Annotated in this window: 17 protein-coding genes and 1 pseudogene; 12 read left to right on the top strand and 6 right to left on the bottom strand. The window is 72.0% G+C overall.

Annotated features, from left to right (window positions below):
* Window positions 1-94 precede the first annotated feature (94 nt).
* From QFZ58_RS14705 to QFZ58_RS14685, 4 genes are all read left to right on the top strand, one after another.
* Window positions 95-1771: a serine/threonine-protein kinase gene (locus QFZ58_RS14705; protein ID WP_307125387.1), complete on the top strand. Its 1677-nt coding sequence runs from the start codon at window positions 95-97 to the stop codon at window positions 1769-1771.
* Between the two features lie 461 nt (window positions 1772-2232).
* A complete protein-coding gene (locus QFZ58_RS14695) occupies window positions 2233-3870 on the top strand; it encodes a succinic semialdehyde dehydrogenase (protein WP_307125386.1) in 1638 nt (545 codons plus the stop codon).
* 77 nt (window positions 3871-3947) lie between these two features.
* Complete coding sequence (locus tag QFZ58_RS14690; RefSeq protein WP_307125385.1) at window positions 3948-5786, top strand: GMC oxidoreductase; 1839 nt, start codon at window positions 3948-3950, stop codon at window positions 5784-5786.
* A 144-nt stretch (window positions 5787-5930) separates the two neighbouring features.
* Complete coding sequence (locus tag QFZ58_RS14685) at window positions 5931-6368, top strand: hypothetical protein (protein ID WP_307125384.1); 438 nt, start codon at window positions 5931-5933, stop codon at window positions 6366-6368.
* Window positions 6369-6733: 365 nt separating this feature from the next.
* On the opposite strand, the gene QFZ58_RS14680 is transcribed toward QFZ58_RS14685, so the two are convergent.
* The gene (locus QFZ58_RS14680; RefSeq protein WP_307125383.1) at window positions 6734-7036 is read right to left on the bottom strand and encodes a chorismate mutase; all 303 of its coding nucleotides are present in this window, start codon (window positions 7034-7036) and stop codon (window positions 6734-6736) included.
* Between the two features lie 317 nt (window positions 7037-7353).
* Between QFZ58_RS14680 and guaA the strand changes: the two genes are divergently transcribed.
* From guaA to QFZ58_RS14660, 4 genes are all read left to right on the top strand, one after another.
* Complete coding sequence (gene guaA, locus QFZ58_RS14675) at window positions 7354-8946, top strand: glutamine-hydrolyzing GMP synthase (RefSeq protein ID WP_307125382.1); 1593 nt, start codon at window positions 7354-7356, stop codon at window positions 8944-8946.
* Between the two features lie 255 nt (window positions 8947-9201).
* Window positions 9202-9957: a cyclopropane-fatty-acyl-phospholipid synthase family protein gene (locus tag QFZ58_RS14670; protein WP_307125381.1), complete on the top strand. Its 756-nt coding sequence runs from the start codon at window positions 9202-9204 to the stop codon at window positions 9955-9957.
* A 129-nt stretch (window positions 9958-10086) separates the two neighbouring features.
* Window positions 10087-11355, top strand: coding sequence for a hypothetical protein (locus QFZ58_RS14665; protein WP_307125380.1), 1269 nt, complete (start codon window positions 10087-10089; stop codon window positions 11353-11355).
* Window positions 11356-11440: 85 nt separating this feature from the next.
* On the top strand, window positions 11441-11950 hold the full coding sequence (locus QFZ58_RS14660; RefSeq protein WP_307125379.1) for a DoxX family protein: 510 nt from the start codon (window positions 11441-11443) through the stop codon (window positions 11948-11950).
* 156 nt (window positions 11951-12106) lie between these two features.
* Here the strand turns inward: QFZ58_RS14660 and QFZ58_RS14650 are convergent, their stop codons facing one another.
* A complete protein-coding gene (locus QFZ58_RS14650) occupies window positions 12107-13435 on the bottom strand; it encodes a PspC domain-containing protein (RefSeq protein WP_307125377.1) in 1329 nt (442 codons plus the stop codon).
* 208 nt (window positions 13436-13643) lie between these two features.
* On the opposite strand from QFZ58_RS14650, the gene QFZ58_RS14645 reads away from it, so the two are divergent.
* Window positions 13644-14927, top strand: coding sequence for an ATP-binding protein (locus QFZ58_RS14645; protein WP_307125376.1), 1284 nt, complete (start codon window positions 13644-13646; stop codon window positions 14925-14927).
* Window positions 14924-15619, top strand: coding sequence for a response regulator transcription factor (locus tag QFZ58_RS14640; RefSeq protein ID WP_307125375.1), 696 nt, complete (start codon window positions 14924-14926; stop codon window positions 15617-15619). Before QFZ58_RS14645 ends, QFZ58_RS14640 begins: the two co-directional genes overlap by 4 nt.
* A 12-nt stretch (window positions 15620-15631) precedes the next feature.
* Here QFZ58_RS14640 and QFZ58_RS14635 read toward each other — a convergent pair whose 3' ends face one another.
* Both QFZ58_RS14635 and QFZ58_RS14630 read right to left on the bottom strand, forming a co-directional pair.
* A complete protein-coding gene (locus QFZ58_RS14635) occupies window positions 15632-16399 on the bottom strand; it encodes a GNAT family N-acetyltransferase (protein WP_307125374.1) in 768 nt (255 codons plus the stop codon).
* A gap of 40 nt (window positions 16400-16439) precedes the next feature.
* Window positions 16440-17511: pseudogene (locus tag QFZ58_RS14630) on the bottom strand (NlpC/P60 family protein).
* Window positions 17512-17877: 366 nt separating this feature from the next.
* Between QFZ58_RS14630 and QFZ58_RS14625 the strand changes: the two are divergent.
* Window positions 17878-18231: a hypothetical protein gene (locus tag QFZ58_RS14625; RefSeq protein WP_307125373.1), complete on the top strand. Its 354-nt coding sequence runs from the start codon at window positions 17878-17880 to the stop codon at window positions 18229-18231.
* A 57-nt stretch (window positions 18232-18288) separates the two neighbouring features.
* On the opposite strand, the gene QFZ58_RS14620 is transcribed toward QFZ58_RS14625, so the two are convergent.
* Window positions 18289-19470, bottom strand: coding sequence for an NlpC/P60 family protein (locus QFZ58_RS14620; protein WP_307125372.1), 1182 nt, complete (start codon window positions 19468-19470; stop codon window positions 18289-18291).
* A gap of 450 nt (window positions 19471-19920) precedes the next feature.
* Here QFZ58_RS14620 and pcrA point away from each other — a divergent pair, with 450 nt between their 5' ends.
* On the top strand, window positions 19921-22362 hold the full coding sequence (gene pcrA, locus QFZ58_RS14615; RefSeq protein WP_307125371.1) for a DNA helicase PcrA: 2442 nt from the start codon (window positions 19921-19923) through the stop codon (window positions 22360-22362).
* A gap of 100 nt (window positions 22363-22462) precedes the next feature.
* Here the strand turns inward: pcrA and QFZ58_RS14610 are convergent, their stop codons facing one another.
* Window positions 22463-24187 (bottom strand): M23 family metallopeptidase, encoded by a 1725-nt coding sequence (locus tag QFZ58_RS14610; RefSeq protein WP_307125370.1) that lies wholly within the window; start codon window positions 24185-24187, stop codon window positions 22463-22465.
* Window positions 24188-24407 lie beyond the last annotated feature (220 nt).

The following is a 24407-nucleotide window of genomic DNA, read 5'->3' as shown; positions in this document are numbered from 1 at the left end:
AAGCATCACAGTGCGGTCTCGTGGGCGGTGCGAGGTTACGCCGCGATGCCCCCCTCCGTAACCTGGCATTCGAAGGAATGGGGCGGGGACACACGTGGAACACGCGCAGGGCACGGGAGCGGGAATCGTACTGGCCGGGCGGTACCGGCTCGGTGACGTCCTGGGCCGAGGGGGCATGGGCAAGGTGTGGCGCGCCCACGACGAGGTGCTCCACCGGACCGTCGCGGTCAAGGAGTTGACCGCCGGCCTGTACGCCGCCGAGGCGGACCGGGTGGTGCTCCACGCCCGTACGCAGAAGGAGGCGCGCGCGGCGGCGCGGATCACCCACCCCGGGGTCGTCACCGTCCACGACGTCATCGAGTACGACAACCGCCCGTGGATCGTCATGCAGTACGTCGACGGGCCCTCGCTCGCCGACACGGCCAAGGAGACCGGCGAGGTCGAGGCGCGCGAGGCCGCCAGGATCGGCCTCCACGTGCTGAGCGCCCTTCGGGCCGCGCACAGTGCCGGGGTGCTGCACCGGGACGTCAAACCGGGGAACGTCCTGCTCGCCCGCGACGGGCAGGTGCTGCTGACCGACTTCGGGATCGCCGCGATCGAGGGCGACTCCACCATCACCAGGACCGGCGAACTGGTCGGCTCCATCGACTACCTGGCACCCGAGCGGGTACGCGGCGGCGACCCGGGCCCGGCGTCCGACCTCTGGTCGCTGGGCGCCACGCTCTACACGGCCGTCGAGGGACACTCGCCGTTCCGCCGTTCGTCGCCGATCTCCACCATGCAGGCCGTCGTCACGGAGGAACCGCCGCCGCCGCTGAGGGGCGGTGCGCTGGAACCCGTGATCACCGCACTGCTGCGCAAGGATCCGGCGGACCGGCCGACGGCCGCGGAGACGGAACGGATGCTGCTGGACGCCATGAAGGGGCGCAAGCCCCGCGCCGCGCAGGCCCATGTGCCGACGCAGCGGATGTCCGGGGAGGATCTGCACGCCTTCTCCACCCCCGACGGTTCGACGGCCCGCCTCGACCGGCAGCCCTTCCCCGCGGCGCTCGTCGTCCCGCCCACCCCGGCGTCCGCCACCCGGCGCGGCGGGGGCCGGTGGCGCACGGTCCTGCTGGTCGTCGCCGTCGCCGCGCTGATCGGCGGAGCGGCCGGCTTCGTGGCGATGAAGTACGCGGGCGACGACCGGGACACAGGAGGCGGCACGGGTGAGCGGACCGTCACCGGCTCGACGACACCTGGTCCGTCCCCCTCGTCGTCGGACTCGAAGGCCTCTCCGTCCTTGTCGGCCGAGGACTCGCAGGCCGTGCGGGAGATACCGGAGGGCTGGCGCCGCGTCGAGGACCCCGAGGGCTTCGTCCTGGCCGTCCCCCACGGATGGACACGGCAGGAGAGCGGCGGGCAGATCGACTACACCCCGGACAACGGGGCGCACCGCATCAGGATCAGCGTCGATCCGCAGCCCGACTTCGACAACTCGTACCTGCACATGCTGAGCATCGAGAAGGACCTCTCGGTGCGGCTGCCCGGTTACGAGCGGCTGACCCTGCACTCCAACACCTTCCGCGACCGGCCCGGCTCCGAGTGGGAGTTCACCTGGGTCGAGTCCAAGGACCACCCGGGTCCGCGCCACGGGATCGACCAGATGTACTTCGGCGAGACCGGCGGCCCGGAGTACGCGCTCTACATGACGGGGCCCGAGGAGGACTGGGCCGAGAGCCGGGAGCTCTTCGCGGCGATGCTGCGCAGCTGGCAGCCGCCGGAGCAGTGACCGGGCCTGCCGCCCTGCCGGGTGCCACGGACCGCCCCGGCTCTGCAGCCGCTGCGGCGTCCCCTGTGGTGACCCAGGCGTACGGCCGTCCCGCACCGCAGGCGGCGTGGCCGGAGACATCTCGGCCCGCAGCGGAAGCCCCGCAGCGACGAACCCCGCAGCGAGATGCTGAGGACGCCGTCCCTCACCGGGCCCCGAGCCCGAGGGGAACACGCGCTGTCCCGGCTGAAGAGCGGGAAGGTCCCGCGCGACTGCCGTCTCGAAGGTGACGGCATAGGTCGCCGAGCGCCTGAAGATTCACGATTCCTGACCGGTCACCGGAAGATAGGCCCTGATCAGCAGTTATGTAGCCAGTGATCACTGGCTGGGTCGCCGGGGTGGGGCCGCGGGTTGTCGTGGGACTGTGAAAACCTGTTACCCACGGGTACCCAAAGCGGGCGGGTGGACATACTCTCGCCCACATGACGGACTCGCAGGCCTCCACGACCACCTCCGCCGCCTCCGGCGACCGCGTCGGCACGAACCCCGTGGCCGCCGCCCCCGCGGGCGTGCGCACCGCCGCTGACGTGGTCACACCCGAGGTGATCGCCCGGCTGATCCGCGGCGTCGTCGGCTCCGGGCGCACGGCCAACCACACCCCCTTCACCGGGGCGAAGCTGGCCGATCTGCCCGAGTCCACCCCCGAGGACGTCGCCGGCGCCTACGAGCGCGCCCGCGCCGCCCAGCCCGCCTGGGCGGCGACGCCCGTCCGCGCGAGGGCCGCCGTACTGCTGCGCTTCCACGACCTGGTCCTCCAGCGCCAGTCCGAGGTCCTCGACCTCATCCAGCTGGAGACCGGCAAGGCCCGGCTGCACGCCCACGAGGAGGTCCAGGCCGTCGCCGTGTCTGCCCGGCACTACGGGCGCAGGGCCGCCGCCTACCTGAAGCCGAAGCGGCACACCGGCGTCGTCCCGACCCTCACCAAGGTCACTGAGCTGCGCCAGCCGCGCGGGGTCGTCGGCCAGATCGCCCCCTGGAACTACCCGCTGGAGCTTTCCGTCGGGGACGCGCTGCCCGCCTTCGTCTCCGGCAACGCCGTCGTGATGAAGCCCGACACCGAGACCGCGCTGACCGCCCTGTGGGCCCGCGACCTGCTGATCGAGGCCGGACTGCCCGAAGCGGTGTTCCAGGTCGTCCTCGGCGAGGGCCCGGTCGTCGGTCCCGAGGTCGTCAGGCACGCCGACTACGTCTCGTTCACCGGCTCCACCCGCACCGGCCGCGAGGTCGCCCAGGGCGCCGCCGCCCGCCTCGTCGGCGTCTCGCTGGAGCTCGGCGGCAAGAACGCCATGCTCGTCCTCCAGGACGCCGACGTGGAGAAGGCAGCCGCGGGCGCCGTCCGCGCCTGCTTCTCCTCCGCCGGCCAGCTCTGCATCTCCATCGAGCGGCTGTACGTCCACGAGTCCGTCGCCGACGCGTTCGTGGAGCGCTTCGCCGCCCGTACGAAGGCGATGCGGCTCGGCAGCTCGCTCGCGTACGGCGCCGACATGGGCTCCCTCGTCGGCGAACGCCAGCTCGAGACCGTCAGCCGGCACGTCGCCGAGGCCGTCGAGAAGGGCGCCACCCTCGTCGCGGGCGGCGTCGCCCGTCCCGACATCGGCCCGCTCTTCTACGAACCGACCATCCTGGACGGTGTCGAGGCGCCCATGGCCGTCTGCACCCAGGAGACCTTCGGCCCCGTCGTCTCGGTCTACCGGTTCAGCGACGAGGAGGAGGCCGTCTCCCTCGCCAACGCCACGCCCTACGGCCTCAACTCCAGTGTCTGGACCAAGGACGCGCGGCGCGGTCACCGGGTCGCCGCCCGCCTGCGGACCGGCACCGTCAACATCAACGAGGGGTACGCACCGGCGTACGGCAGCGTCCAGTCCCCGATGGGCGGCATGAAGGACTCCGGCCTCGGCCGGCGCCACGGCTCCGAGGGCATCCTCAAGTACACCGAGGCCCAGACGGTCGCCCAGCAGCGGCTGATGCCGCTCGCGCCGGCCTTCGGGATGGACGACGAGAAGTACGCCGCCTTCATGAGCCGCAGCCTCAAGGCGATGAAGGCCCTCCGGCTGCACTGACCCAGGCGGCGTCCTTCGCGCACCCCCGCCCCCGCTTCTTCCCGCTCCTTTCCGTCTCTGTCGTACCGAGGAGAGCCATGTCCCAGGACAGCCCTGCCCAGATACCGGCCGGATCCGCCGTCGAGGCGGCCGACGACGACGCGTACGACTACGACGTCCTCGTCGTCGGTTCGGGCTTCGGTGGCGCGGTCTCGGCCCTGCGGCTGAGCGAGAAGGGCTACCGGGTCGGCGTCCTGGAGGCGGGCCGCCGCTTCACGCGGGAGACCCTCCCCAAGAACTCCTGGGACATCAAGAACTACCTGTGGGCCCCGGCGCTCGGCCTCTTCGGCATCCAGCGCGTCCACCTGCTCGGCAAGGTGATGGTGCTGGCGGGAGCGGGTGTCGGCGGTGGCTCCCTCAACTACGCCAACACCCTGTACGTGCCGCCCGCGCCGTTCTTCGAGGACCGCCAGTGGGCGGACATCACCGACTGGCAGGACGAACTGGCGCCGTACTACGACCAGGCGAAGCGGATGCTCGGGGTCAGGCTCAACCCGACCATGACCCCGGCCGACATCCACCTGAAGGCGACCGCCGAGACCATGGGCGTCGGCGACACCTTCCACCTCGCCCCGGTGGGCGTCTTCTTCGGTGACGGGCAGGACGCCGACGGGACGTCCAGGGCGAAGCCCGGCGGGGAGGTCGCCGACCCCTACTTCGGCGGTGCCGGCCCGGCCCGCAAGGCCTGCGCCGAGTGCGGTGAGTGCATGACGGGCTGCCGCCACGGGGCGAAGAACACCCTCAACGAGAACTACCTGTACCTGGCCGAGAAGGCCGGCGCCGTGATCCGCCCGATGACGTCCGTCGTGGCCGTCACCGACGACCCGGACGGCGGCTACCGCGTCTCCACCGTCCCCACCCACCGGCGCAGGAAGGCGCGGCCGACCGTCCTGCGGGCCCGGAAGGTGATCGTGGCGGCGGGCACGTACGGGACCCAGACCCTGCTGCACACCATGAAGGACGAAGGACTGCTGCCGCGGCTCTCGCCGAAGCTCGGCGAGCTGACCCGGACCAACTCCGAGGGCCTGGTGGGCGCGCAGACCAGCGACCGCCGCTACCGCAGGAAGCACGGCGCCGCGAAGGCCGACTTCACCAAGGGCGTCGCCATCACCTCGTCGATCCACCCGGACGCGAACACCCACATCGAGCCGGTCCGCTACGGCAAGGGCTCCAACGCGATGGGCGCGCTGACCATCCTGCAGGTCCCCTACAGCACGCACCGGGTGCGCAGCTGGTTCGGCAACGTGGCCAGGCACCCGTGGCTGACGATGCGCTCCCTGTCCAACCGGCGCTGGTCGGAGCACACGATCATCGGACTCGTCATGCAGTCGCTGGACAACTCCCTGGTCGCCTACCGCAAGCCCCGGGGTGTCGGAAAGGGCCTGCTCACCGCCCGGCAGGGACACGGGGCACCGAACCCGACGCAGATTGCCGAGGCGACGCAGGGCGCCACACTCCTCGCCCAGGAGATCAACGGCTTCGCAGGGTCGAACATCGGGGAGCTGATGGGAACCCCCCTCACCGCGCACTTCCTGGGCGGCTGCGCGATCGGGGCGAGCGCCGATGAGGGGGTCATCGACCCCTACCACCGGGTGTACGGACACCCGGGCATCTCCGTCGTCGACGGTTCGGCGGTCTCCGCCAACCTCGGCGTCAACCCGTCGCTGACGATCACCGCGCAGGCGGAACGTGCGATGTCCTTCTGGCCGAACAAGGGCGAGGCGGACCCGCGTCCGGCGCAGGGGGAGGCGTACGAGCGGCTCGCCGCGGTCGAGCCGAAGACGCCGGCCGTACCCGAGAAGGCGTTCGGCGCGCTGAAACTGCCGTTCCTCAGAATCCCCGTCGTGCCGCCGAAGGCGACCGCCTCCGAGGCCTGAGCCCGCCCCCGCCGATCCACGGCCGGGCACCGGGTACGCACGGGGGCTGCACCCCCCTCCGAGTGCAGCCCCCACGCATGGTGTTCGCCCTGCATGACCTGTGAACCCGGGCAACGGTTGCCCCCGGACTCGCGGATTCCTCATGTGGCGCTCGCCACACACGCGCACGCCTACCGCGCACGCCCACCGGACGCCCCACCGCCGTGCACCGCCGTCGCGCCGCGCACACTGTCCCCGCCCTCCTGTTCCCGCGACTTCACCGTCCCCGAGGGCGCCGAGGTCACGGGCGGCACGTCGGGCGGCACCGGCGGAACAGGCGGACCCACCCATGGCTCGGCCGGCGGTGGAAACGCGGGCCAGGATCCGGGGACGTCCTGCACCGGCGCCCCGGGCACGTTGTCGGGTGCGGGCGGAAGCGTGGGCACGTCCGGCTCGGCGTCGTCGGGCACGGGCGGTGGCACGGGCGGTGGCGTCGCCTCCACCGGCTCGGTGGCACTGGTGGCCTCCGGCGCCGCGGCGAGCGCTCCGGCCGCGGGTGGCGTGCTGTACGCGACGGGCCGGCGCCGTACCGCGCGGGCCTGATCGCCGGCCACGGTCCGGAAGCGGCCGGCTCCGGGCGTCCCCGGGGCCGGCCGCGTGTGTGGGTGACCGGACCGCTGTCCCCTGCCGACCGGTCACACGCGCCGGGACGCGGTCCCACGACGTACCTGCAGCACGTCGCACGTCCCGGCGGAGCCACGCGTGGATTCCTGCCTCGCCGCCCCTGGCTGGCACGGCACCCGGACCAACGAAGCCGAGGGGGCCCGGTCACGCGCCGTACGGGTGAGACAGGGCCCGAACGCGGGTACGGCCGTACAGCCTTCCGTCCCGTGCCGTCCGTCCGTCCGTACAGCTTTCGTACAGCTTCGAGTCCCGTGCCGTCCGTCCGGTTCGTGCCGCCCCTGCTGTCACACCCGGCCGCGGCAGAGCTCCAGCAGCGTCATGGCGAGTGCCGTGCCCGGCTTGCCCAGGGCGTCGCTGTAGTGGCTGAGGACGTCCATCTCGCGGGAGAGGTTCACCCGGCGGCCCCCGGATGTGATCCTGGCCTCCTGGATGACCGCGGAGACGGCCATGCGTTCCTGGACGAGACCGATGATCCGGTCGTCCAGGACGTCGATCCGGGTACGGGCGCCCCCGATCAGGGAGGCGGCCTCCTCGGTGCGCGCGCCGGTCTGCTCGGTGGCCGTCTTCGTGGGTGCGGTGCTGGTCATCTGTGACTCCCGGTCGGGTCGGTCCCCCCGGGGCGACAGGCCCGGAACGCCAGACGCCCCGGGCCTGTCGGCCCGGGGCGTCTGGAACGTTGCTCGTCAGTTGCTCAAGCAGCACGACCATGACACCCGGCGGGCCGGATGCCATAGGTAAAGACGAAGATCGTGTGCTGGCGCATGGAGGACAGTATGGACCCGCCCCGGGGACGGTGGCCACGGCGGGCCCGGATGCTGAGACGGGAGTCCGGGAGGACAAAGTTCCGCGGCCGGTAGAATTGGGTGGACCGACCCCTCTTCTCCACCGCCGGAAGGCCGCTCCCGTGCCAGCAGCACCCCCCGCCGCCGCCGACCCCACCACCGACGTGGTCCTCGTCGTCGACTTCGGCGCCCAGTACGCCCAGCTCATCGCCCGCCGCGTCCGTGAGGCCCGGGTCTACAGCGAGATCGTCCCGTCCACGATGCCGGTCGCCGAGATGCTGGCCAAGAACCCCCGGGCGATCATCCTGTCCGGTGGCCCGTCCTCGGTGTACGCGCCGGACGCCCCCAGCCTGGACCGCGCGCTGTTCGAGGCCGGGGTCCCCGTCTTCGGCATGTGCTACGGCTTCCAGCTGATGGCCACCACCCTCGGCGGCACGGTCGACGACAACGGCGCACGCGAGTACGGTCGCACCCCGCTCGCCGTCTCCAAGGCCGGATCGACCCTCTTCGAGGGCACGCCCACCGAGCAGTCCGTGTGGATGTCCCACGGCGACGCCTGCTCCGCCGCTCCCGAGGGCTTCACCGTCACCGCGTCCACGGACGTCGTCCCGGTCGCCGCCTTCGAGGACGACGAGAAGAAGTTGTACGGCGTCCAGTACCACCCGGAGGTCATGCACACGACCTACGGCCAGCAGGTACTGGAGCACTTCCTGTACCGGGGCGCGGGCATCGAGCCGACCTGGACGACCACCAACGTCGTCGAGGAGCAGATCGCCCTCATCCGCGAGCAGGTCGGCACCAAGCGTGCGATCTGCGGCCTCTCCGGCGGTGTGGACTCCGCGGTCGCGGCAGCCCTGGTGCAGAAGGCCATCGGCTCCCAGCTCACCTGCGTGTACGTCGACCACGGTCTGATGCGCAAGGGCGAGAGCGAGCAGGTCGAGAAGGACTTCGTGGCCTCCACCGGCGTCAAGCTGAAGGTCGTCGACGCCGAGAAGCGCTTCCTGGACGCACTGGCCGGGGTCAGCGACCCGGAGCAGAAGCGGAAGATCATCGGCCGGGAGTTCATCCGGGTCTTCGAGCAGGCCCAGGCGGAGATCGTGGCCGAGGCCGCTGAGGGCGAGGACGTCGCCTTCCTCGTCCAGGGCACCCTCTACCCCGACGTGGTGGAGTCCGGCGGCGGTACCGGCACCGCCAACATCAAGTCGCACCACAACGTGGGCGGGCTGCCCGAGGACATCGAGTTCGAGCTCGTCGAGCCGCTGCGCCAGCTGTTCAAGGACGAGGTCCGGATGGTCGGCCAGGAGCTCGGGCTGCCGGAGGAGATCGTCCAGCGCCAGCCGTTCCCCGGCCCCGGCCTCGGCATCCGTATCGTCGGCGAGGTCACCAAGGAGCGGCTCGACCTGCTCCGGGACGCGGACGCCATCGCCCGCGAGGAGCTGACCGCGGCCGGTCTGGACCGGGACATCTGGCAGTGCCCGGTGGTTCTGCTCGCGGACGTGCGGAGCGTCGGTGTCCAGGGCGACGGCCGCACCTACGGCCACCCGATCGTGCTGCGCCCGGTCTCCTCCGAGGACGCCATGACGGCCGACTGGTCGCGCCTGCCGTACGAGACGCTCGCGAAGATCTCCACCCGTATCACCAACGAGGTCGCCGAGGTCAACCGTGTGGTGCTCGACGTGACGAGCAAGCCGCCGGGGACCATCGAGTGGGAGTGACCCCCGCCTCGTGACCACCGAGGAGGAGTGATCCCCGCCTCGTGACCACCGAGGAGGAGTGATCCCCGCCTCGTGAGGCCGACACCGATGCCGCCGCCCAGGCCACCTGGGCGGCGGCATCGGCGTTGCCGCCCGGTGCACCGGTCCCGTGGGGTGCCCCGTTCCCGGCGGAAGCGGCGTCCCCCGGAGCCCCGCCACCCGGGCGGACGTAAATCGCCTGGCGGGCCGCGGGCCCCCGTGGCAGGCTCCGGCCCCATGTCCGCCGAAGAGATCCGCGCCCTGATGTCCGCCCCGGGGAACGACCAGCTGACCTGGAACACCCCGCTGTCCGAAACCCACGCCGCTCAGCTGATCGCCGCCTGCGCACCCGCCCCCGGAGCCCGGATCGCCGACTTCGGCAGTGGCTGGGGCGAGCTGCTCATGCGGCTGGTCGAAGCCGCTCCCGGCACCACGGGGGACGGCGTCGAGACCGACCCGGACGCGGTGGCGCGGGGACGGCGGCTGGCCGGGGAGCGAGGGCTCGCCGAACGGGTGCGCTTCCACGAGGTGCCCGCCGCCGAATATCCGGGTGACGGCTATGACCTGGTCGTCTCCATCGGCTCCGCGCACGCCTGGCCCGGGGGCACCCCGGAGGCACTGAAGGCGCTGCGGGCCGCCGTGAGGCCCGGCGGCAGGGTGCTGTTCGGGGACGGGTTCTGGGAGCGTGAGCCGTCGGCCGCCGCGCTCGAAGGGCTGGGCGCCGAGCCGGGCGACTTCGGCTCGCTGCTGGAGCTGATCCGGCAGGCCGAGGCCACCGGCCTCCGGCCGCTCCAGGTGACCGTCGCCGACCAGCGCGAGTGGGATCTGTTCGAGTCCGCCGCCAACATCGGCCGGGGCGAGCGCTGGGCACTGGCCCACCCCGGCCATCCGCTGCACTCCGGGGTGACCGCGGCCGTGGACACCCGCCGCACCGGATATTACGGGGGATACCGGGGAACACTCGGCCTCGCCTACCTCGTTCTCAGCACCTGAAATTCGCACATACGGTCCACCTGTGCCCCCAGCCCGCCCCGATGAGGCCGTCGCTCGCCCAGTACGGCACAATTCGCAGTAATCAGAGGCGAGTTACTTGTACGGGTGCGGGAAAGGGCGGCGTTCTCCGTGGCGTTGGACGAGGCGAGGACGACGGGCACGCACGGCGGTGGCTGTACGTGCGGCGGCTGCCCGCACGGAGCACGCGAGGGACACCGCCGCGCGGTGGCGGCCTTCCTCACCAAGCGGGACGAACTGGCGGCGGGCAAGGGCCTGCCCGCAGGGGTCGCACAGTCCCCGTCGGCGTCCCGGCAGTGGGTGTCGGACGAGCTGACCGGCTCGGCCCGTGTCGTCGCCGAGCGCAGCCGGGAAGCCGGTGACGCCTGGCTCCACGTGGTCTGGTGGCGCACGCTCGTCGTGGTCTGGGGCGGCGTCGCGCTGCTGGTCATCGGCGAGGCCGTCACCGCCATCGGCGCCGGCTGGTCCACCGCCCGGACCGCGGGGCTGATCGCCGGGCTCGTCACCGCGTGCCTGCTGACGGGCGCCGCCCGCGTCCACCGGGCCCGCGGCGGTCTGCTGGCCCCGCTCATCGGCGAGGACAACCGGCTCTCCACCTCACGCACCGTCGCCGCGTCCTGGGTGCTGCTCGCCGTTTTCGCCGTGCTCGTCCTCGCGCTGCAGTTGGCCGGTGCCTCCGGCCACGACGACCGGGACGAGCTGATCGAGGGCCTGGACCTGGTCCGCTCGGCCGGCGTGCTCACCGTGCTGGCTCTGGTGTGCGCCGTCGCCGTCCTCGTACGCCGTGTCGTGAGCGTACGGGTCCTGGCGCAGCGCCTGCAGAAGCTGCGGGCCGACCGGCCGCACGCCGCCGATCTGCTCACCGACGACTCCGGGCGCGGCAGTTTCACCGACGTGCAGTACGTCCTCGTCAGCGCCGTCGCCGTGCTGTTCGCCGCGGTCCGCCTCGCGCGCCGTCCCGAGCAACTGCCCGACCTGCCCTGGGGCCTCGCGCTCCTGGTGGCGGTGTCCGCCGCCACGTACTTCTCCGGGAAGTACGCGGAGGGCGGGCGCCCGGTCATCCACTCGGTCGTGCGGGCCCGGGAGGCGGGGGACCTGGACGCACCGATCCGGACCGGTGATGACATCGAGATCCGCGGCGCCGGGTTCGTACCGGCCGGCGCGGGCAGCCCCGACCGGCTGGCGCGGGTGGTCGTCAGGATCGGCCGGGTACACGTCCACGTGCCGCTCATCCCGGTCGCCGGAGGCTTCGCCAACCCGGCCGACACCGTGCTCACCGTCCCGGTCCCGGTCGAGGTCGAACCGGGTGTCGTGGACGTCCAGGTGGTCACCGCGGCAGGTGCCGAGACCAACGCGTGCCCGATCGACGTCACCGACTAGGACCGGTTCGCACCGCACACCGGTGAGCCCTGCCCGACCGGCATACGTAAGGTCTGTTGAAAGGCCAACGGAAGGCGGGGCAGAGATGCATGGGTACGGCGGCGGTTCCTACGGGTTGCACGAGCCGAAAGGCCTCCGGGACCGCGCGCGGCAGTACGCGCTGCTTCCCCTGCGGGTCTTCCTCGGCGTCACCTTCGTCTACGCGGGTCTCGACAAGCTGACCGACAGCGGGTTCCTGTCGGCGACCGGGCCGGGGTCCATCGGCGAGATGATGAACGCCGTACGTGACACGTCCGCGATCCCGGCGCTCGTCGACCTCGCACTCAAGAGCCCCGAGGGCTTCGGCCACGCCATCGCGTTCGGCGAGCTCGCCGTCGGCCTCGGCACGCTCATCGGCCTGTGGGCACGGCTCGCGGCCCTCGGTGGGGTCCTGATCTCGCTGAGCCTGTGGCTGACCGTGAGCTGGCAGACGGAGCCGTACTACTACGGCAACGACCTCGTCTACCTCATGGCCTGGCTGCCGTTGCTGCTCGCGGGGGCCGCCGAGTTCTCCGCCGACGCCTTCCTCGCGTCACGGCGGCGGCGCAGCCGGTAGCTTCCCCACGTCACCGCGGCCGCGAGCCCGAGGCCCCCGAGGAGTACGGGGGCGAAGAAGGACCACGGGACGCTCCAGGCGCCGGCGGCGTCCGCCGCGTAACCGCCGGCCAGCGCGAGCATGACGGCGCCCGCCACCGCGCGACCGGGCCGGAACTCATGTCGCAGCACGGGTGACCTCCACTTGTCCGACGCCGACTTCCAGGTCCAGATCGACCGTCCCGGCGGGCTTGCTGTCCTCCAGCGGGCCGACGGTCCGCCGCTCGTGCAGGTCCGTGGCGAGACGTATCCCGTCGTGGGCCTCGGTGAAGAGCCGGATGTCGCCGAGCCCCGTCCCGGCGTCCACCCTCACCGTCACGCCGTTCGGTACGACGACACGGACGGCGCCCGCTCCGACCTCGATCCGGGTGCGCAGCGTGTCGCCCCGGGGGACCGTGACGCCGGACAGGTCGAGCGTCGCCACCCCGGTGTCCAGTTCGTAGCGGGGCTGGACCGCCGCCACGGAGACCGGGTGCCACTCCTCGCGGATCCAGTCGGTGCCGATGTCCTTCGGTACGGCCGAGGCGCCCGCCAGGAGGCCCGCCGTGACCACGGCCAGCAGGATCGTGCCGAACCCCGTCCGGCCGAGGACCGAGGAGACGAGCAGGCCGGCACCGAACACCCCGAGCGCCGCGGCCAGTCCGATCTGCAGGCACGTCCCCAGGGGATGCGCCTCCCAGCTCAGCCCCGTACCGAGGCCGCCCGCGACGAGGGCGAGCAGGAGGACCAGCCCTCCGATCGACCGCGGACCCCGGGTGCCCGGCGGCCGGTAGGGAGCACGGTAGGGAGCGTCCGCGGTCGCCCTGCGGGGCCGCACCGCGGGGTCGGAGACCGCGTCCACGGGGCCCCACAGGTATCCGGGTCCCACCGGGCCCGTCGTGCCGTCCTTGACGATCGGATCGCGCCACCACGACGGCCCGCCCGGCGTGGGAGGCGCCTTCACCTCGGGCGGCGCCCCGTGGCCCGCGGCGTGGGCCGCTCCGCCCGGCGCCTGCGCCGCCACCCCAGGGGGGTCCTCGGGAGCCGTCCTGCGGTGCTGCGTCCAGACGGAGAAGCCGATGACGGCCAGTGACAGCATCGCCGCGAACGCCAGCATCCCGCCGTTGTGCAGCATCGACAGCAGCAGCCCGCAGCCCACCAGCGCGAGCAGCAGCGCGATCAGCGAGGCGCCTTCGACCCGGCCCGACAGCAGCCTGCGCGCCTCGTTCTCCTCCTCGCCGTCCAGGGGGAGGAGGAGCCAGGCGAAACCGTAGAAGATCAGGCCGATGCCGCCGGTCACCGCGAGGACGCCGAGCACGATGCGGAAGATCACGGGGTCCACGTCGCAGTACCGGCCGAGCCCGCCGCACACCCCTGCCACCACTTTCTGCCGCGGGCTGCGGCGCAGCTGCGGCTCCGGTTCCGGGGGCGGCGTGACGCCGGGAGCGGCGTCCTGGGGAACGGTCATGGCTCCATGGTGACGGCCCGTACGCCCTCGTGGGACCCGCGGCGACCCTGGGTGATCCCTGATATTGCTCCCCGGCGTCCCCTGCGGGCTCCGGTGGGAGCCGCGGGTGACGCCGAAGGGCAGCCCGCAGGGGACGCCGGCAGGCCTCAGGGACGAGTCCGGGGCGACCCTGATGCCGCGACCGGCCTGAACGTGTGACGATCGGTCCATGCCGACAGCCACGACCCGAGCCCCGAGCTCCCACGCCCCGGATCCGGAGGAGCCGCTGCGCAAGCTGTACCGCAGCGCCGACGGACGGCTGCTCGGCGGCGTCGCCCGAGGGCTGGCCGGGCACCTGGGGCTGCCCGTCGCCTGGGTTCGGTTCCTCTTCCTCGGGCTGTTCTTCGCGGACGGTCTCGGCGCACTGCTCTACGCCGTGTTCTGGATCGTCGTCCCGCTCGGGGTGGGGGGTGTGGAGACGACGCGTTCCGTCTTCGAGACGGCCCCGGACGGCCGGCGCAGGCTCCGCAAGCCCGACAAGGGCCAGGTCTTCGCCCTGGTCGCGCTGCTCGTGGGCGCCGTGATCTTCGTCGGCAACGTCGACATGGGCAGTGAGGCCGACCGCTACATCTGGCCGACGCTGCTGATCGGCGCCGGGTCCGTCCTGGTCTGGCGTCAGGCGGACAACGCGCGGCGGGCCCGCTGGATCGAGGTCGGCCGTCGCCGGCGCGTGCTGCACCTCGCCCGCGCCCTGGCCGGTGTCGCCCTCGTCGGCCTCGGTCTCGCCGTCTTCATGGTGGTCCGCGGCTCCGCGGCCCAGCTCGGCAACGTACTGACCGCCGCCATCGCCGTACTCACCGGCATCGCGCTCCTGGCGGGTCCCTATCTCGTACGGATGACACAGGACCTCTCCGAGGAACGCCTGATGCGCATCCGGGCCCAGGAGCGCGCCGAAGTCGCGGCGCACGTCCACGACTCCGTCCTGCACACCCTCACCCTGATCCAGCGCAACGCGGACGACGGAGGCGAGGTCCGCAGGCTGGCCCGCGCCCAGGAGCGCGAGCTGCGCAACTGGCTGTACAACCCGGAGGGCACCGGCAAGGACGACGACGACGAGCCCACGACCCTCGCCGAGGCCGTCAAGCGCGCCGCCGCCGAGGTCGAGGACAAGCACGGTGTCCCGCTGGAGGTCGTGGTCGTCGGGGACTGCCCGCTCGACGAGAAGCTGACCGCACAGATGCAGGCCGCACGCGAGGCGATGGTCAACGCCGCCAAGTACGGTGGCGAGGGCGGAGCCGTCCAGGTCTTCGCGGAGGTCGAGGGCCGCACCGTCTTCGTGTCGGTACGGGACCGGGGGCCGGGATTCGACCTGGACGACGTCCCGGACGACAGGATGGGCGTACGAGAATCAATCATCGGCCGGATGCAGCGCAACGGCGGTACGGCGCGGCTGCGTCCGGTGCCCGGCGGGGGCACGGAAGTCGAGCTGGAGATGGAGAGGGCGGGCGAATGACCGAGAACACCGAAGCCACCGGGGGCCCGGAGCGCCGGGTACGGGTCGTGCTCGTCGACGACCACCGGATGTTCCGCACAGGGGTGCAGGCCGAGATCGGCCGCACCGAGGAGACCGGTGTCGAGGTCGTCGGCGAGGCCGCCGACGTCGACCAGGCGGTCACCGTGATCACGGCGACCCGCCCCGAGGTCGTCCTCCTCGACGTCCACCTCCCGGGTGGCGGCGGCGTCGAGGTGCTGCGCCGGTGCGCACCGATGATGGGCGCGGTGGAGAACCCGGTGCGCTTCCTGGCGCTGTCCGTCTCCGACGCCGCCGAGGACGTCATCGGGGTCATCCGCGGCGGCGCCCGCGGTTACGTCACCAAGACCATCACCGGAACCGACCTGGTCGACTCGGTCTTCCGGGTCCAGGACGGCGACGCGGTGTTCTCGCCCCGGTTGGCCGGCTTCGTCCTCGACGCCTTCGCCTCGACGGACGCACCGCCGCTCGACGAGGACCTGGACCGGCTCACGCAGCGCGAGCGGGAGGTGCTGCGGCTGATCGCCCGCGGGTACGCGTACAAGGAGATCGCCAAGCAGCTGTTCATCTCCGTGAAGACGGTCGAGTCGCACGTCTCGGCGGTGCTGCGCAAGCTCCAGCTGTCCAACCGGCACGAGCTGACGCGGTGGGCGACGGCACGCCGGCTGGTCTGACCGGTCACGGGGTCAGCGGGCATCCGGTTCGAGCGAGATGTTGAGCTTCTCGCCGACCCGGCGGTAGCCGATGCCCGCGTAGATCCGCTCGACCTCCGGGCTGCCCGGCTCCAGCCAGACGGTGTCGAAGCCCCGCTCGAAGGCAGTGGTCGTGAGCCATGCGGAGAGCGCGGCGCCGACGCCCCGGCGGCGGAAGACGTCGGCGACGGCCAGGCCGGCCAGTTCACCGATGCCGTCGACCGGGGCCGAACAGCCGCCCGCACCGGCGGGGAGGCCGTCCACGGTGGCCAGGGCCGACACACCACCGCCGGCCGTCGCCGCGCGCAGCCACGCGATCTCGCCGTCGTCGGGGCCGCCCTCGCCGCCGAAGCCCGTGTGCTGGATCGCGGCGGCCGCCGCGAACTCGTCGTCGGTCCCGGGTTCGGCGATGCGCAGCCCGTCCACCGGCTTCGGCGCGCGGAGCGTGCCGGGTGTGCAGGCGAGTACCGGGGCGCGGTTCTCCACGGTGAAACCGGCGTCCAGCAGGGCCTGTTCCACGGCCGGCGCCCAGGACGGCAGGAACTCCAGTCGGGGCAGCCGGCCGTGTGCGCGCATCGCCGCCATGAGGTCGGTGACGTCCCCCGCGGTGGGCTCGGCGTCCTGGTCGGGGATGGCGTAGTTGGCGAACTTCAGCTCCCAGCCCGGGTTGTGTCGCACCGTGAACGGGCCGACGCGGTAGTGGTCGGGGGAGCGCAGGGCGAGCGTACGCGCGTACCTCTGGACGGCGGTGTCCGTGGACAAGGGGGGCCTTCTCTCTGGCGGCTTCCGGTCGGCGCGGAGCCTATGCCACCCGGGTCGCTCCGGCGAAGGGCATTTCGCTGATGGGGGCGATGCGGACCGGGGCGCCGGGTCGGGGGGCGTGGATCATCTGTCCCCCGCCGATGTAGAGCCCGACGTGGCTGATCCCCGAGTAGAAGAACACCAGGTCGCCCGGGGCCAGTTCGGAGACGGGAGACCCGCCTGCCCGCGTTGATCTGGGTGTACGTGGTGCGGGGCAGGGAGACACCGGCGGCCCGCCACGCGGCCTGGGTGAGCCCGGAGCAGTCGAAGGACGAGGGGCCGGTGGAGCCCCAGACGTACGGTTTGCCGAGTGCCCCGTAGGCGAAGTCGACGGCCTGCGCCGCGCGGGCGCCGGAGGCGGCCACGGAGCCGCGCGGGACGCCGCGGTCGGCACGGGCGGCTCCGCCGCCGTGCGCGGCGTCCGCCGTCCGCTCGTAGTCGGCCCGCTCGGCGGCGGTCAGGGTGGCCAGCAGCCTCCGGGCGTCGGCCAGCTTGCTGCGGACCGTGTCCTTGCGCTTCTGCAGCTCGGCCCGGCGCGCGGCGAGGGTCGCGAGCTCGCCCTCGGCGCGGGCGCGCAGCTGGGCGATGTCACCGACCTGCCGGCGTACGCCGTTGAGCGCGCCGGCCTGCCGGTCGCCGGCCCTGTCCAGGTACGCGGCCCGCCGGAGGTACTGGTCGGGGTCGGAGGAGAGCGCCAGCCGGACGGCCGGGTCGATGCCGCCGGTGCGGTACTGCGCGGCGGCGAACGAGCCGAGGGCGTCGCGCGAGGCGTTGAGGCGCTCGGTCCTGCGGGCGGCCTCGTCGCGCAGGGTGTCGAGGGACCTCGCGGTGGCGGCGGCCTTCTCCTTCGCGCCGTTGTACTGCTCGGTGGCGATCTCGGCTTCGTGGTACAGCCGGTCGACCTCGGCCTTGACCTGGGCCGGGGTGAGCGGGGGCTCGGCCTGGGCGGCGCCTTCGAAGGCGGTCGCGGTCGCCGCTCCGGCGAAGGCCAGGGTGGCTGCGGTGCGGGCAGCAGGGCCGGTGAACAGGCGCTGCTTGGGCTTGCGGTGAGCGGCTTTGCGGGGCGCGGCCACGAGGGCGGGGGTCCTTCCGTTCGACTGCCCGTCGGGGGGTGCCGGCGGGCCCGCCCGGATCCGGCGGCGGGCCACCACAGGGGGAGTGGCCCACCGCCGGACCTCCCGGCGGGGCGACCGGTGTGCCGCCCCGGTGCGGGGGGCGGCGGTGGAGAGCCGGTCACTGGAAGGGACGCTAAACCCGGCGCATGGGGAAGAGGTGTAATGACTACTATTGCCCGGATATCGCGTTTCGCTGTCCATCAATGACCGAAAAATTGTCCGGAGGCCGACGTTTCGGACATGTCGAGCGCGCAGACGCAGCGCTCTCATAGGGAAGTCATACCTGGCCGAAGAGTGGTGGTTTGCCGTGGCTAGGCTGCGGCCATGGACGTACTCATCAATGTCTTCGTGGCCCTGCACATCATCGGCATCGCCTCCCTGCTGGGCGGCTTCCTGACCCAGATGAAGGCCATGGGGGCGGGCACGGCCCGCTTCGTGCCCGCGATGCTGCACGGGGCGCTCACCATGCTGGTCACCGGCGTCGCCCTGGTCGGGCTCGACCAGGCGAACGACCAGAGCGTGAACAACATCAAGATCGGCGTCAAGCTGCTGATCCTGGTCGTGATCCTCGCGCTCGTCTACGTGAAGCGGGACGACGAGAAGGCCGGCAAGGGCGCGTTCGCGGCCGTGGGCGGGCTGACGGTCGTCAACATCTTCATCGCCACGCTCTGGACCTGACCCGGACGGGCGCGGGCGCCCGGCCCGTCCGGGGTCGCCCGGCGCCGTGCCCCGTGGCTACGCCGGTCGCACGCTGCCGTAGATCGGCATGTAGTAGATCGACTCCTCGCGGACGTTCGCGCCCGGCTTCGGCGCGTGAATCATCATGCCGTCGCCCTTGTAGATGCCGACGTGGCTGATGTCGTCGTAGAAGAAGACCAGGTCACCCGGTCGCAGATCGGCAGTGGCGACCCGCGTGCCGACCTCCACCTGGTCCCAGGTGGTCCGGGGCAGGTCGACACCCGCCGCCTTCCACGCCGCCTGCGTCAGCCCGGAGCAGTCGTACGAGGCGGGGCCCGCCGCGCCCCAGACGTACGGCTTGCCGATCTGGGCCCGCGCGAAGCCCAGCACCTTGTCGGCCTTGGACGCGTAGCCGCTGTCCGTGCCGGAGCCCGTGTCGGAGCCCGTGTCGCCACCCGTGGCCGTCCCGGAGCCTGCCTCGTCCGTGCCGGCCTCCTCCTGCGCGGCTCGGTCGGCCTCCGCCTTCGTGGCGGCGGCCTGCTGCCGCGCCAGCTCCTTCGCCTTGCGCTCGGCCTCGGCCTCCTTCCTGCGCTCCAGCTCGGCCAGCCGCGCCTTCTCCTCGGCGGTCAGCCGGGACAGCAGCGAGCGTGCCTCGCTCAGCCTCTGCTGCACCTGCTGCTTGCTGGTGCGCAGGGTGGCCTGCGACTCGGTGAGCGTCTTCAGGCTGTTCGTCGCCTCGGCCCGCTTCGCCGCCGCCTCCTTCTGCTGCGTGCGGAAGTCGGCCACCGCCTTCTGCCGGCGGCTGGTCATCCGCGCCATCAGCTGGTCCTGGTCGAAGTACGACTGGGGGTCGTCCGCGAGGAAGAACGTCGCCGTCGGGGCGATTCCGCCGCTGCGGTACTGGGCCGCCGCGTAACCACCGAGCTCGCGGCGCGTCTCGTTCAGCTTGTCGGCCCGTCGGGCCGCGGCCTCGAGCAGGGCGTCGACCTCGGAACGCTGCTGGGCGGAGGCGCTCTTCGCCTTGTTGTACCGCTGGGTGGCGGTGCCTGCCTGCCGGTAGAGGTCGTCGACCTTCTTCTGCACCTCCTCGATGCCGGGCCTGGGCTCGGCCGGGGCGGCTGTCGCGCTCTGTGTGGACAGCAGGGTGACGGAGGCGAGCGCCGCTGTGGTGAGGCCGAAGGCAGGGGTGTTCGTGCGCGCGCGGGTGCGCGGCTTGCGATGCGACTCCAAGGCCGGCATCTCCTTCCGTGGACCGCCTACCGGGTTAGCGATGGGGGTCCCCCCAGGCCGTTCAGGCACTGGGGGAGGGTTCGGGCGGAACGGAAGGCTGCCCTGCGGTCCGGTGGGAAAGGACCGATTCACCCCGGTGCTGCGTGTGGGTCCCCGGTTCCGGGCGCCCGTGGAGGCGGTACGGATTCGGCGGGGGCGCCCGCGCGGCGCGGTTCGCCTCAAGGGGGTACGGGTCGCCCGTCGGAGCACGCTAGCCAACCCGTGCTGCCCCTGTGAAGGTTGATGTTCGATATGCCCGATACATTTTCGTGACCTTTCCCGCGGCGTGGACCGGCCGCCACGATCAGGCCCCGGATCCGTACGCACCGTGTGCGCGTCCTCTCCCTGTGCGCACGGAGACGGTTCCCCGTGCGGAAACCGGCCCGGGCTGTCGGTGGGTCCGCCTAGACTCGTGAGGCGATGAGCAGCCTCTTTGACGACAGTTTCCTGACCGGCCTCCAGCAAGCGGGTGAAGGCCCCCCGCCGCCCCCCGAGGACCACGCGCCCGAACCGGTGCCGGAGGGCCTCTTCGGGGACGTCTTCGACACCCCCCCGCCGCCGCGCGAGGCCTATTACCGCGACGGTGCCCCGCGCCCCGTCCTCGACTCCGCCGCGCTGCTCGACGGGCTCAACACCGAGCAGCGCGCCGCCGTCGTCCACGCCGGTTCCCCGCTGCTCATCGTCGCCGGGGCCGGTTCCGGGAAGACCCGGGTGCTGACGCACCGGATCGCCCATCTGCTGGCCGAGCGCGGCGTGCATCCGGGGCAGATCCTCGCGATCACCTTCACCAACAAGGCCGCCGGCGAGATGAAGGAGCGGGTCGAGCAGCTCGTCGGACCGCGCGCCAACGCCATGTGGGTCATGACCTTCCACAGCGCGTGCGTGCGGATCCTGCGCCGCGAGTCGAAGCTCCTCGGTTTCACCTCGTCGTTCTCGATCTACGACGCCGCCGACTCCAAGCGCCTGATGGCACTGGTCTGCCGCGATCTGGACCTCGACCCGAAGCGCTATCCGCCGAAGTCGTTCACGGCGAAGGTCTCGAACCTGAAGAACGAGCTGATCGACGAGGAGACCTTCGCCGGCCAGGCCACCGACGGTTTCGAGAAGACCCTGGCGCAGGCCTACGCGCTGTACCAGGCTCGTCTGCGCGAGGCCAACGCGCTGGACTTCGACGACATCATCATGACGACGGTGCACCTGCTCCAGGCGTTCCCCGACGTCGCCGAGCACTACCGCCGCCGCTTCCGCCACGTCATGGTCGACGAGTACCAGGACACCAACCACGCCCAGTACACGCTCGTGCGCGAGCTGGTGGGCCCGTCGGGCGAGGCCGCCGACGCCCCGGGTGAGCTGTGCGTCGTCGGTGACGCGGACCAGTCGATCTACGCCTTCCGTGGCGCGACCATCCGCAACATCCTCCAGTTCGAGGAGGACTACCCGGACGCGAAGACGATCATGCTGGAGCAGAACTACCGCTCCACGCAGACGATCCTGTCCGCCGCCAACGCCGTGATCGAGCGCAACGAGAGCCGCCGGCCCAAGAACCTCTGGACGAACGCGGGCGCCGGCACCCGTATCGCCGGCTACGTCGCCGACACCGAGCACGACGAGGCCCAGTTCGTCGCCGACGAGATCGACCGGCTCACGGACGCCGGGGACGCGAAGGCGGGCGACGTCGCCGTCTTCTACCGTACGAACGCCCAGTCCCGTGTCTTCGAAGAGATCTTCATCCGCGTCGGACTGCCCTACAAGGTCGTCGGCGGAGTGCGCTTCTACGAGCGCAAGGAGGTCAGGGACGTCCTGGCCTACCTCCGGGTCCTGTCCAACCCCGAGGACACCGTCCCGCTGCGCCGCATTCTCAACGTCCCCAAGCGGGGCATCGGTGACCGGGCCGAGGCGATGATCGACGCGCTGTCGATGCGCGAGAAGATCTCCTTCCCGCAGGCGCTGCGCCGGGTCGACGAGGCGTACGGCATGGCGGCCCGCTCGACCAACGCGGTGAAGCGGTTCAACACGCTGATGGAGGAGCTCCGCACGATCGTGGAGTCCGGCGCCGGACCGGCGGTCGTGCTGGAGGCCGTCATGGAGCGGACCGGCTATCTCGCCGAACTCCAGGCCTCCACCGACCCGCAGGACGAGACCCGTATCGAGAACCTCCAGGAGCTCGCCGCGGTCGCCCTCGAATTCGAGCAGGAGCGGGCGGAGGAGGAAGGCGCGGGCACGCTCGCCGAGTTCCTCGAGAAGGTCGCGCTCGTCGCCGACGCCGACCAGATCCCCGACGAGGACGAGGACGGCTCCGGCGTCGTCACGCTGATGACGCTGCACACCGCCAAGGGTCTCGAATTCCCGGTGGTGTTCCTGACCGGCATGGAGGACGGCGTCTTCCCCCACATGCGCGCCCTGGGGCAGGTGAAGGAGCTGGAGGAGGAGCGCCGGCTCGCCTATGTGGGCATCACACGCGCTCGCGAGCGGTTGTACCTGACGCGCGCGGCCATGCGCAGCGCGTGGGGGCAGCCCTCGTACAACCCGCCGTCGCGGTTCCTGGAAGAGATCCCGGACGCCCATCTGGAGTGGAAGCGCAAGGGACCGATGGCGGCTCCGGCGGGGCCCACGTCGGGCATCACGTCATCGCTCTCCTCGGCCCGTTCCAGGTCCGGGCCCTCGGGCTTCGCGACCCGGCGCACCTCGGACAAGCCGGTGGCCACGCTGGTGGTGGGCGACCGGGTCACCCACGACCAGTTCGGCCTGGGCACGGTGACAGCGGTCGAGGGCTTCGGGGACCAGGCGAAGGCGACGGTCGACTTCGGGGACGAGCGGCCCAAGAAGCTGCTGCTCCGGTACGCACCGGTGGAGAAGCTGTAGCACTCGCGGGATACGTCCCCGGGGGTGTCCCCGGGGACGGTCCCCAGGGGTTCGTCCCCGGGGGCCGGTCCGTCCCCGGGAGCCCGGGGACGGCGTCGTGTCAGTTGGGGTTGAGGCCGTGGCTGCGGAGCCAGGGCATCGGGTCGATCGCCGAGCCGCCGCCCGGCCGCACCTCGAAGTGCAGGTGGGGGCCGGTGGAGTTCCCGGAGTTGCCCGAGTAGGCGATGACGTCACCGGCCTTCACCGAACCCGAACGGATCTTGGTGCTGCTGAGGTGGCAGTACCAGGTCTCCGTGCCGTCGGGCGAGGTGACGATGGCCATGTTGCCGTAGGCGCTGTTCCACTGGGTGCGCACCGTGCCGTCGGTCGCCGCCATCACGGGAGTGCCGTACGAGACGGGGAAGTCGATGCCCGTGTGGACGGACATCCAGTTCACGCCGGCCTGGCCGTAGTACGCGCTGAGGCCGTGCTGCCCGACCGGCAGGAGGAACTTCGGGCGCGCCGCCTCGCGGCGAGCGGCCTCCTCCTCGCGCTTCTGCTTCTCGGCGGCCTGACGTTCCCTGAGGTCGATGCGCTCCTGCGTGCGGCTGGCGCGGTCGGCGAAGTTCTCCGCGTCGGCGCTGAGATTGGCGAGCTGGGTGTCCAGCTTGTTGTTGGCGACGACGGGCTTGACGGTGTCGGCGGCCGCCATGGACGTGGAGGCGTCCTTCTTCTCCTCGTCAGCGCCGACGCCGCTCACCGAAGCCGCGGCGATGCCTGCCACGCTCATGACGCAGGCGGAGGGGACGGCGACGGTGAGGAGGGCGGACCGCTTGGCCGGGGTGCGCCGCCGGCCGCGGCTGCCGCCACGCTGCGCCGCACGGCCCACCGGGCGCGCGGCTACGGAGGCGTGGGCCACGGTCACGTCGGCGATGCGGGTGTCCGGGTCGTCCCCCGTCCCGGCGTCGTGGGCGTCGGCCCCTGCGGCGGCGTGGCTGTCGGCCTCCGCGTCGGCGGTCCCGGCCGCGGCGCCGTGGGAACCGGGCGCGTCAGCTCCGTAGGGTTCCGGCTCGTACGGCCGGGCCTCGTACGGCTCGGATCCGTACTGCTCCGACGCGTGCTGCTCCGCCGCGTGTTGTTCCGTCTCGTACGGCTGTGCCGCGTGCTGTTCCGAGGCGTAGGACTCGTGGGACTCGTAGGACTCGTAGGACGGCGACTGGTGTTCGTACGAGGTCTGCGACGTCTGTTCGGGTGTGTACGCGGCGCTATCGGGCGTGGCGCCCGTGTTCCAGGCGGTGGCGTCGTAGGCGCCGGTGTCGGTGGTTCCGTACCCGGAGGCCTCGAAGGCCGGGACCGCGTAGGTGCCCGTGGCGTAGGCGGTGCTGCTGAACGTCGTGGTGGGGAAGGCTCCGGTGTCGCCCGTGGCCCACTGGTCCGCCTGGCCGGTGTTCTCCCAGCCGGTGGTGTCCCACTGGCCCGTCGCGTCAGGGGAGTGGGCGGCTGCCTGCGCCGGGATTCCGGCTTCGGGCATCCACGTGGCGGTGGTGGCGGTCGTCTCGTACCCCGGCTGCGCCTGCGGGGGGGTCTGGGCGCCGTAGGCGTCGTACGAGGCCTGCTGATGCGCGCCCGTGTCCCACGATCCGGTGTGAGAAGAGGGCTCGGCGGGGTAGGCGGTGGAGTAGCCGGTGTCGGCGCCGTCGTACGCGGTGGCGTAGCCGCCGTCGTACGTCTCATGGCCGTTGTCGGGGTGACCCGGAAGGGTTCCGAAGAGCGGGTCGGTGTCGAAGCTGCCGGTTGAATGGCTGTCGTACCCGACGTACCCGGCGTGGGGGTGCTGGTCGTTCACCAACTTCTCTCTCGCCTCGGCAGCAGGACCTGTTCTGGGGTCCGGTTGGAGGATCCCAGGGGAAGCAGTGGCCGCGACTGTACCCGGCGGTACGTGACGACGACAATCTTCGGCAGGTTCCGGTTGCTCAGGAAACGGGCAATCGGCGGCCTTTCGGTGGACAGGGGCAAGAGGCTTGGCTCTATTTTCGATTGACGTTCGGTTACCGGCGCTGTCGGCG

This window comes from Streptomyces sp. B1I3 (assembly GCF_030816615.1).
Taxonomy (GTDB): domain Bacteria; phylum Actinomycetota; class Actinomycetes; order Streptomycetales; family Streptomycetaceae; genus Streptomyces.
The sequence above is the reverse complement of the archived record's forward strand: the minus strand, read 5'-3'. Positions and strand labels throughout refer to the sequence as shown.

What these genes read in the sequence shown, in the direction of transcription:
- QFZ58_RS14660 (WP_307125379.1), top strand. Translation starts at nt 11,441, where the DNA reads ATGCATGGGTACGGCGGCGGTTCCTACGGGTTGCACGAGCCGAAAGGC.
- pcrA (WP_307125371.1), top strand. Translation starts at nt 19,921, where the DNA reads ATGAGCAGCCTCTTTGACGACAGTTTCCTGACCGGCCTCCAGCAAGCG.
- QFZ58_RS14680 (WP_307125383.1), bottom strand. Translation starts at nt 7,036, where the DNA reads ATGACCAGCACCGCACCCACGAAGACGGCCACCGAGCAGACCGGCGCG.
- QFZ58_RS14645 (WP_307125376.1), top strand. Translation starts at nt 13,644, where the DNA reads ATGCCGACAGCCACGACCCGAGCCCCGAGCTCCCACGCCCCGGATCCG.
- QFZ58_RS14620 (WP_307125372.1), bottom strand. Translation starts at nt 19,470, where the DNA reads ATGCCGGCCTTGGAGTCGCATCGCAAGCCGCGCACCCGCGCGCGCACG.
- QFZ58_RS14640 (WP_307125375.1), top strand. Translation starts at nt 14,924, where the DNA reads ATGACCGAGAACACCGAAGCCACCGGGGGCCCGGAGCGCCGGGTACGG.
- QFZ58_RS14670 (WP_307125381.1), top strand. Translation starts at nt 9,202, where the DNA reads ATGTCCGCCGAAGAGATCCGCGCCCTGATGTCCGCCCCGGGGAACGAC.
- QFZ58_RS14690 (WP_307125385.1), top strand. Translation starts at nt 3,948, where the DNA reads ATGTCCCAGGACAGCCCTGCCCAGATACCGGCCGGATCCGCCGTCGAG.
- QFZ58_RS14625 (WP_307125373.1), top strand. Translation starts at nt 17,878, where the DNA reads ATGGACGTACTCATCAATGTCTTCGTGGCCCTGCACATCATCGGCATC.
- QFZ58_RS14695 (WP_307125386.1), top strand. Translation starts at nt 2,233, where the DNA reads ATGACGGACTCGCAGGCCTCCACGACCACCTCCGCCGCCTCCGGCGAC.
- QFZ58_RS14650 (WP_307125377.1), bottom strand. Translation starts at nt 13,435, where the DNA reads ATGACCGTTCCCCAGGACGCCGCTCCCGGCGTCACGCCGCCCCCGGAA.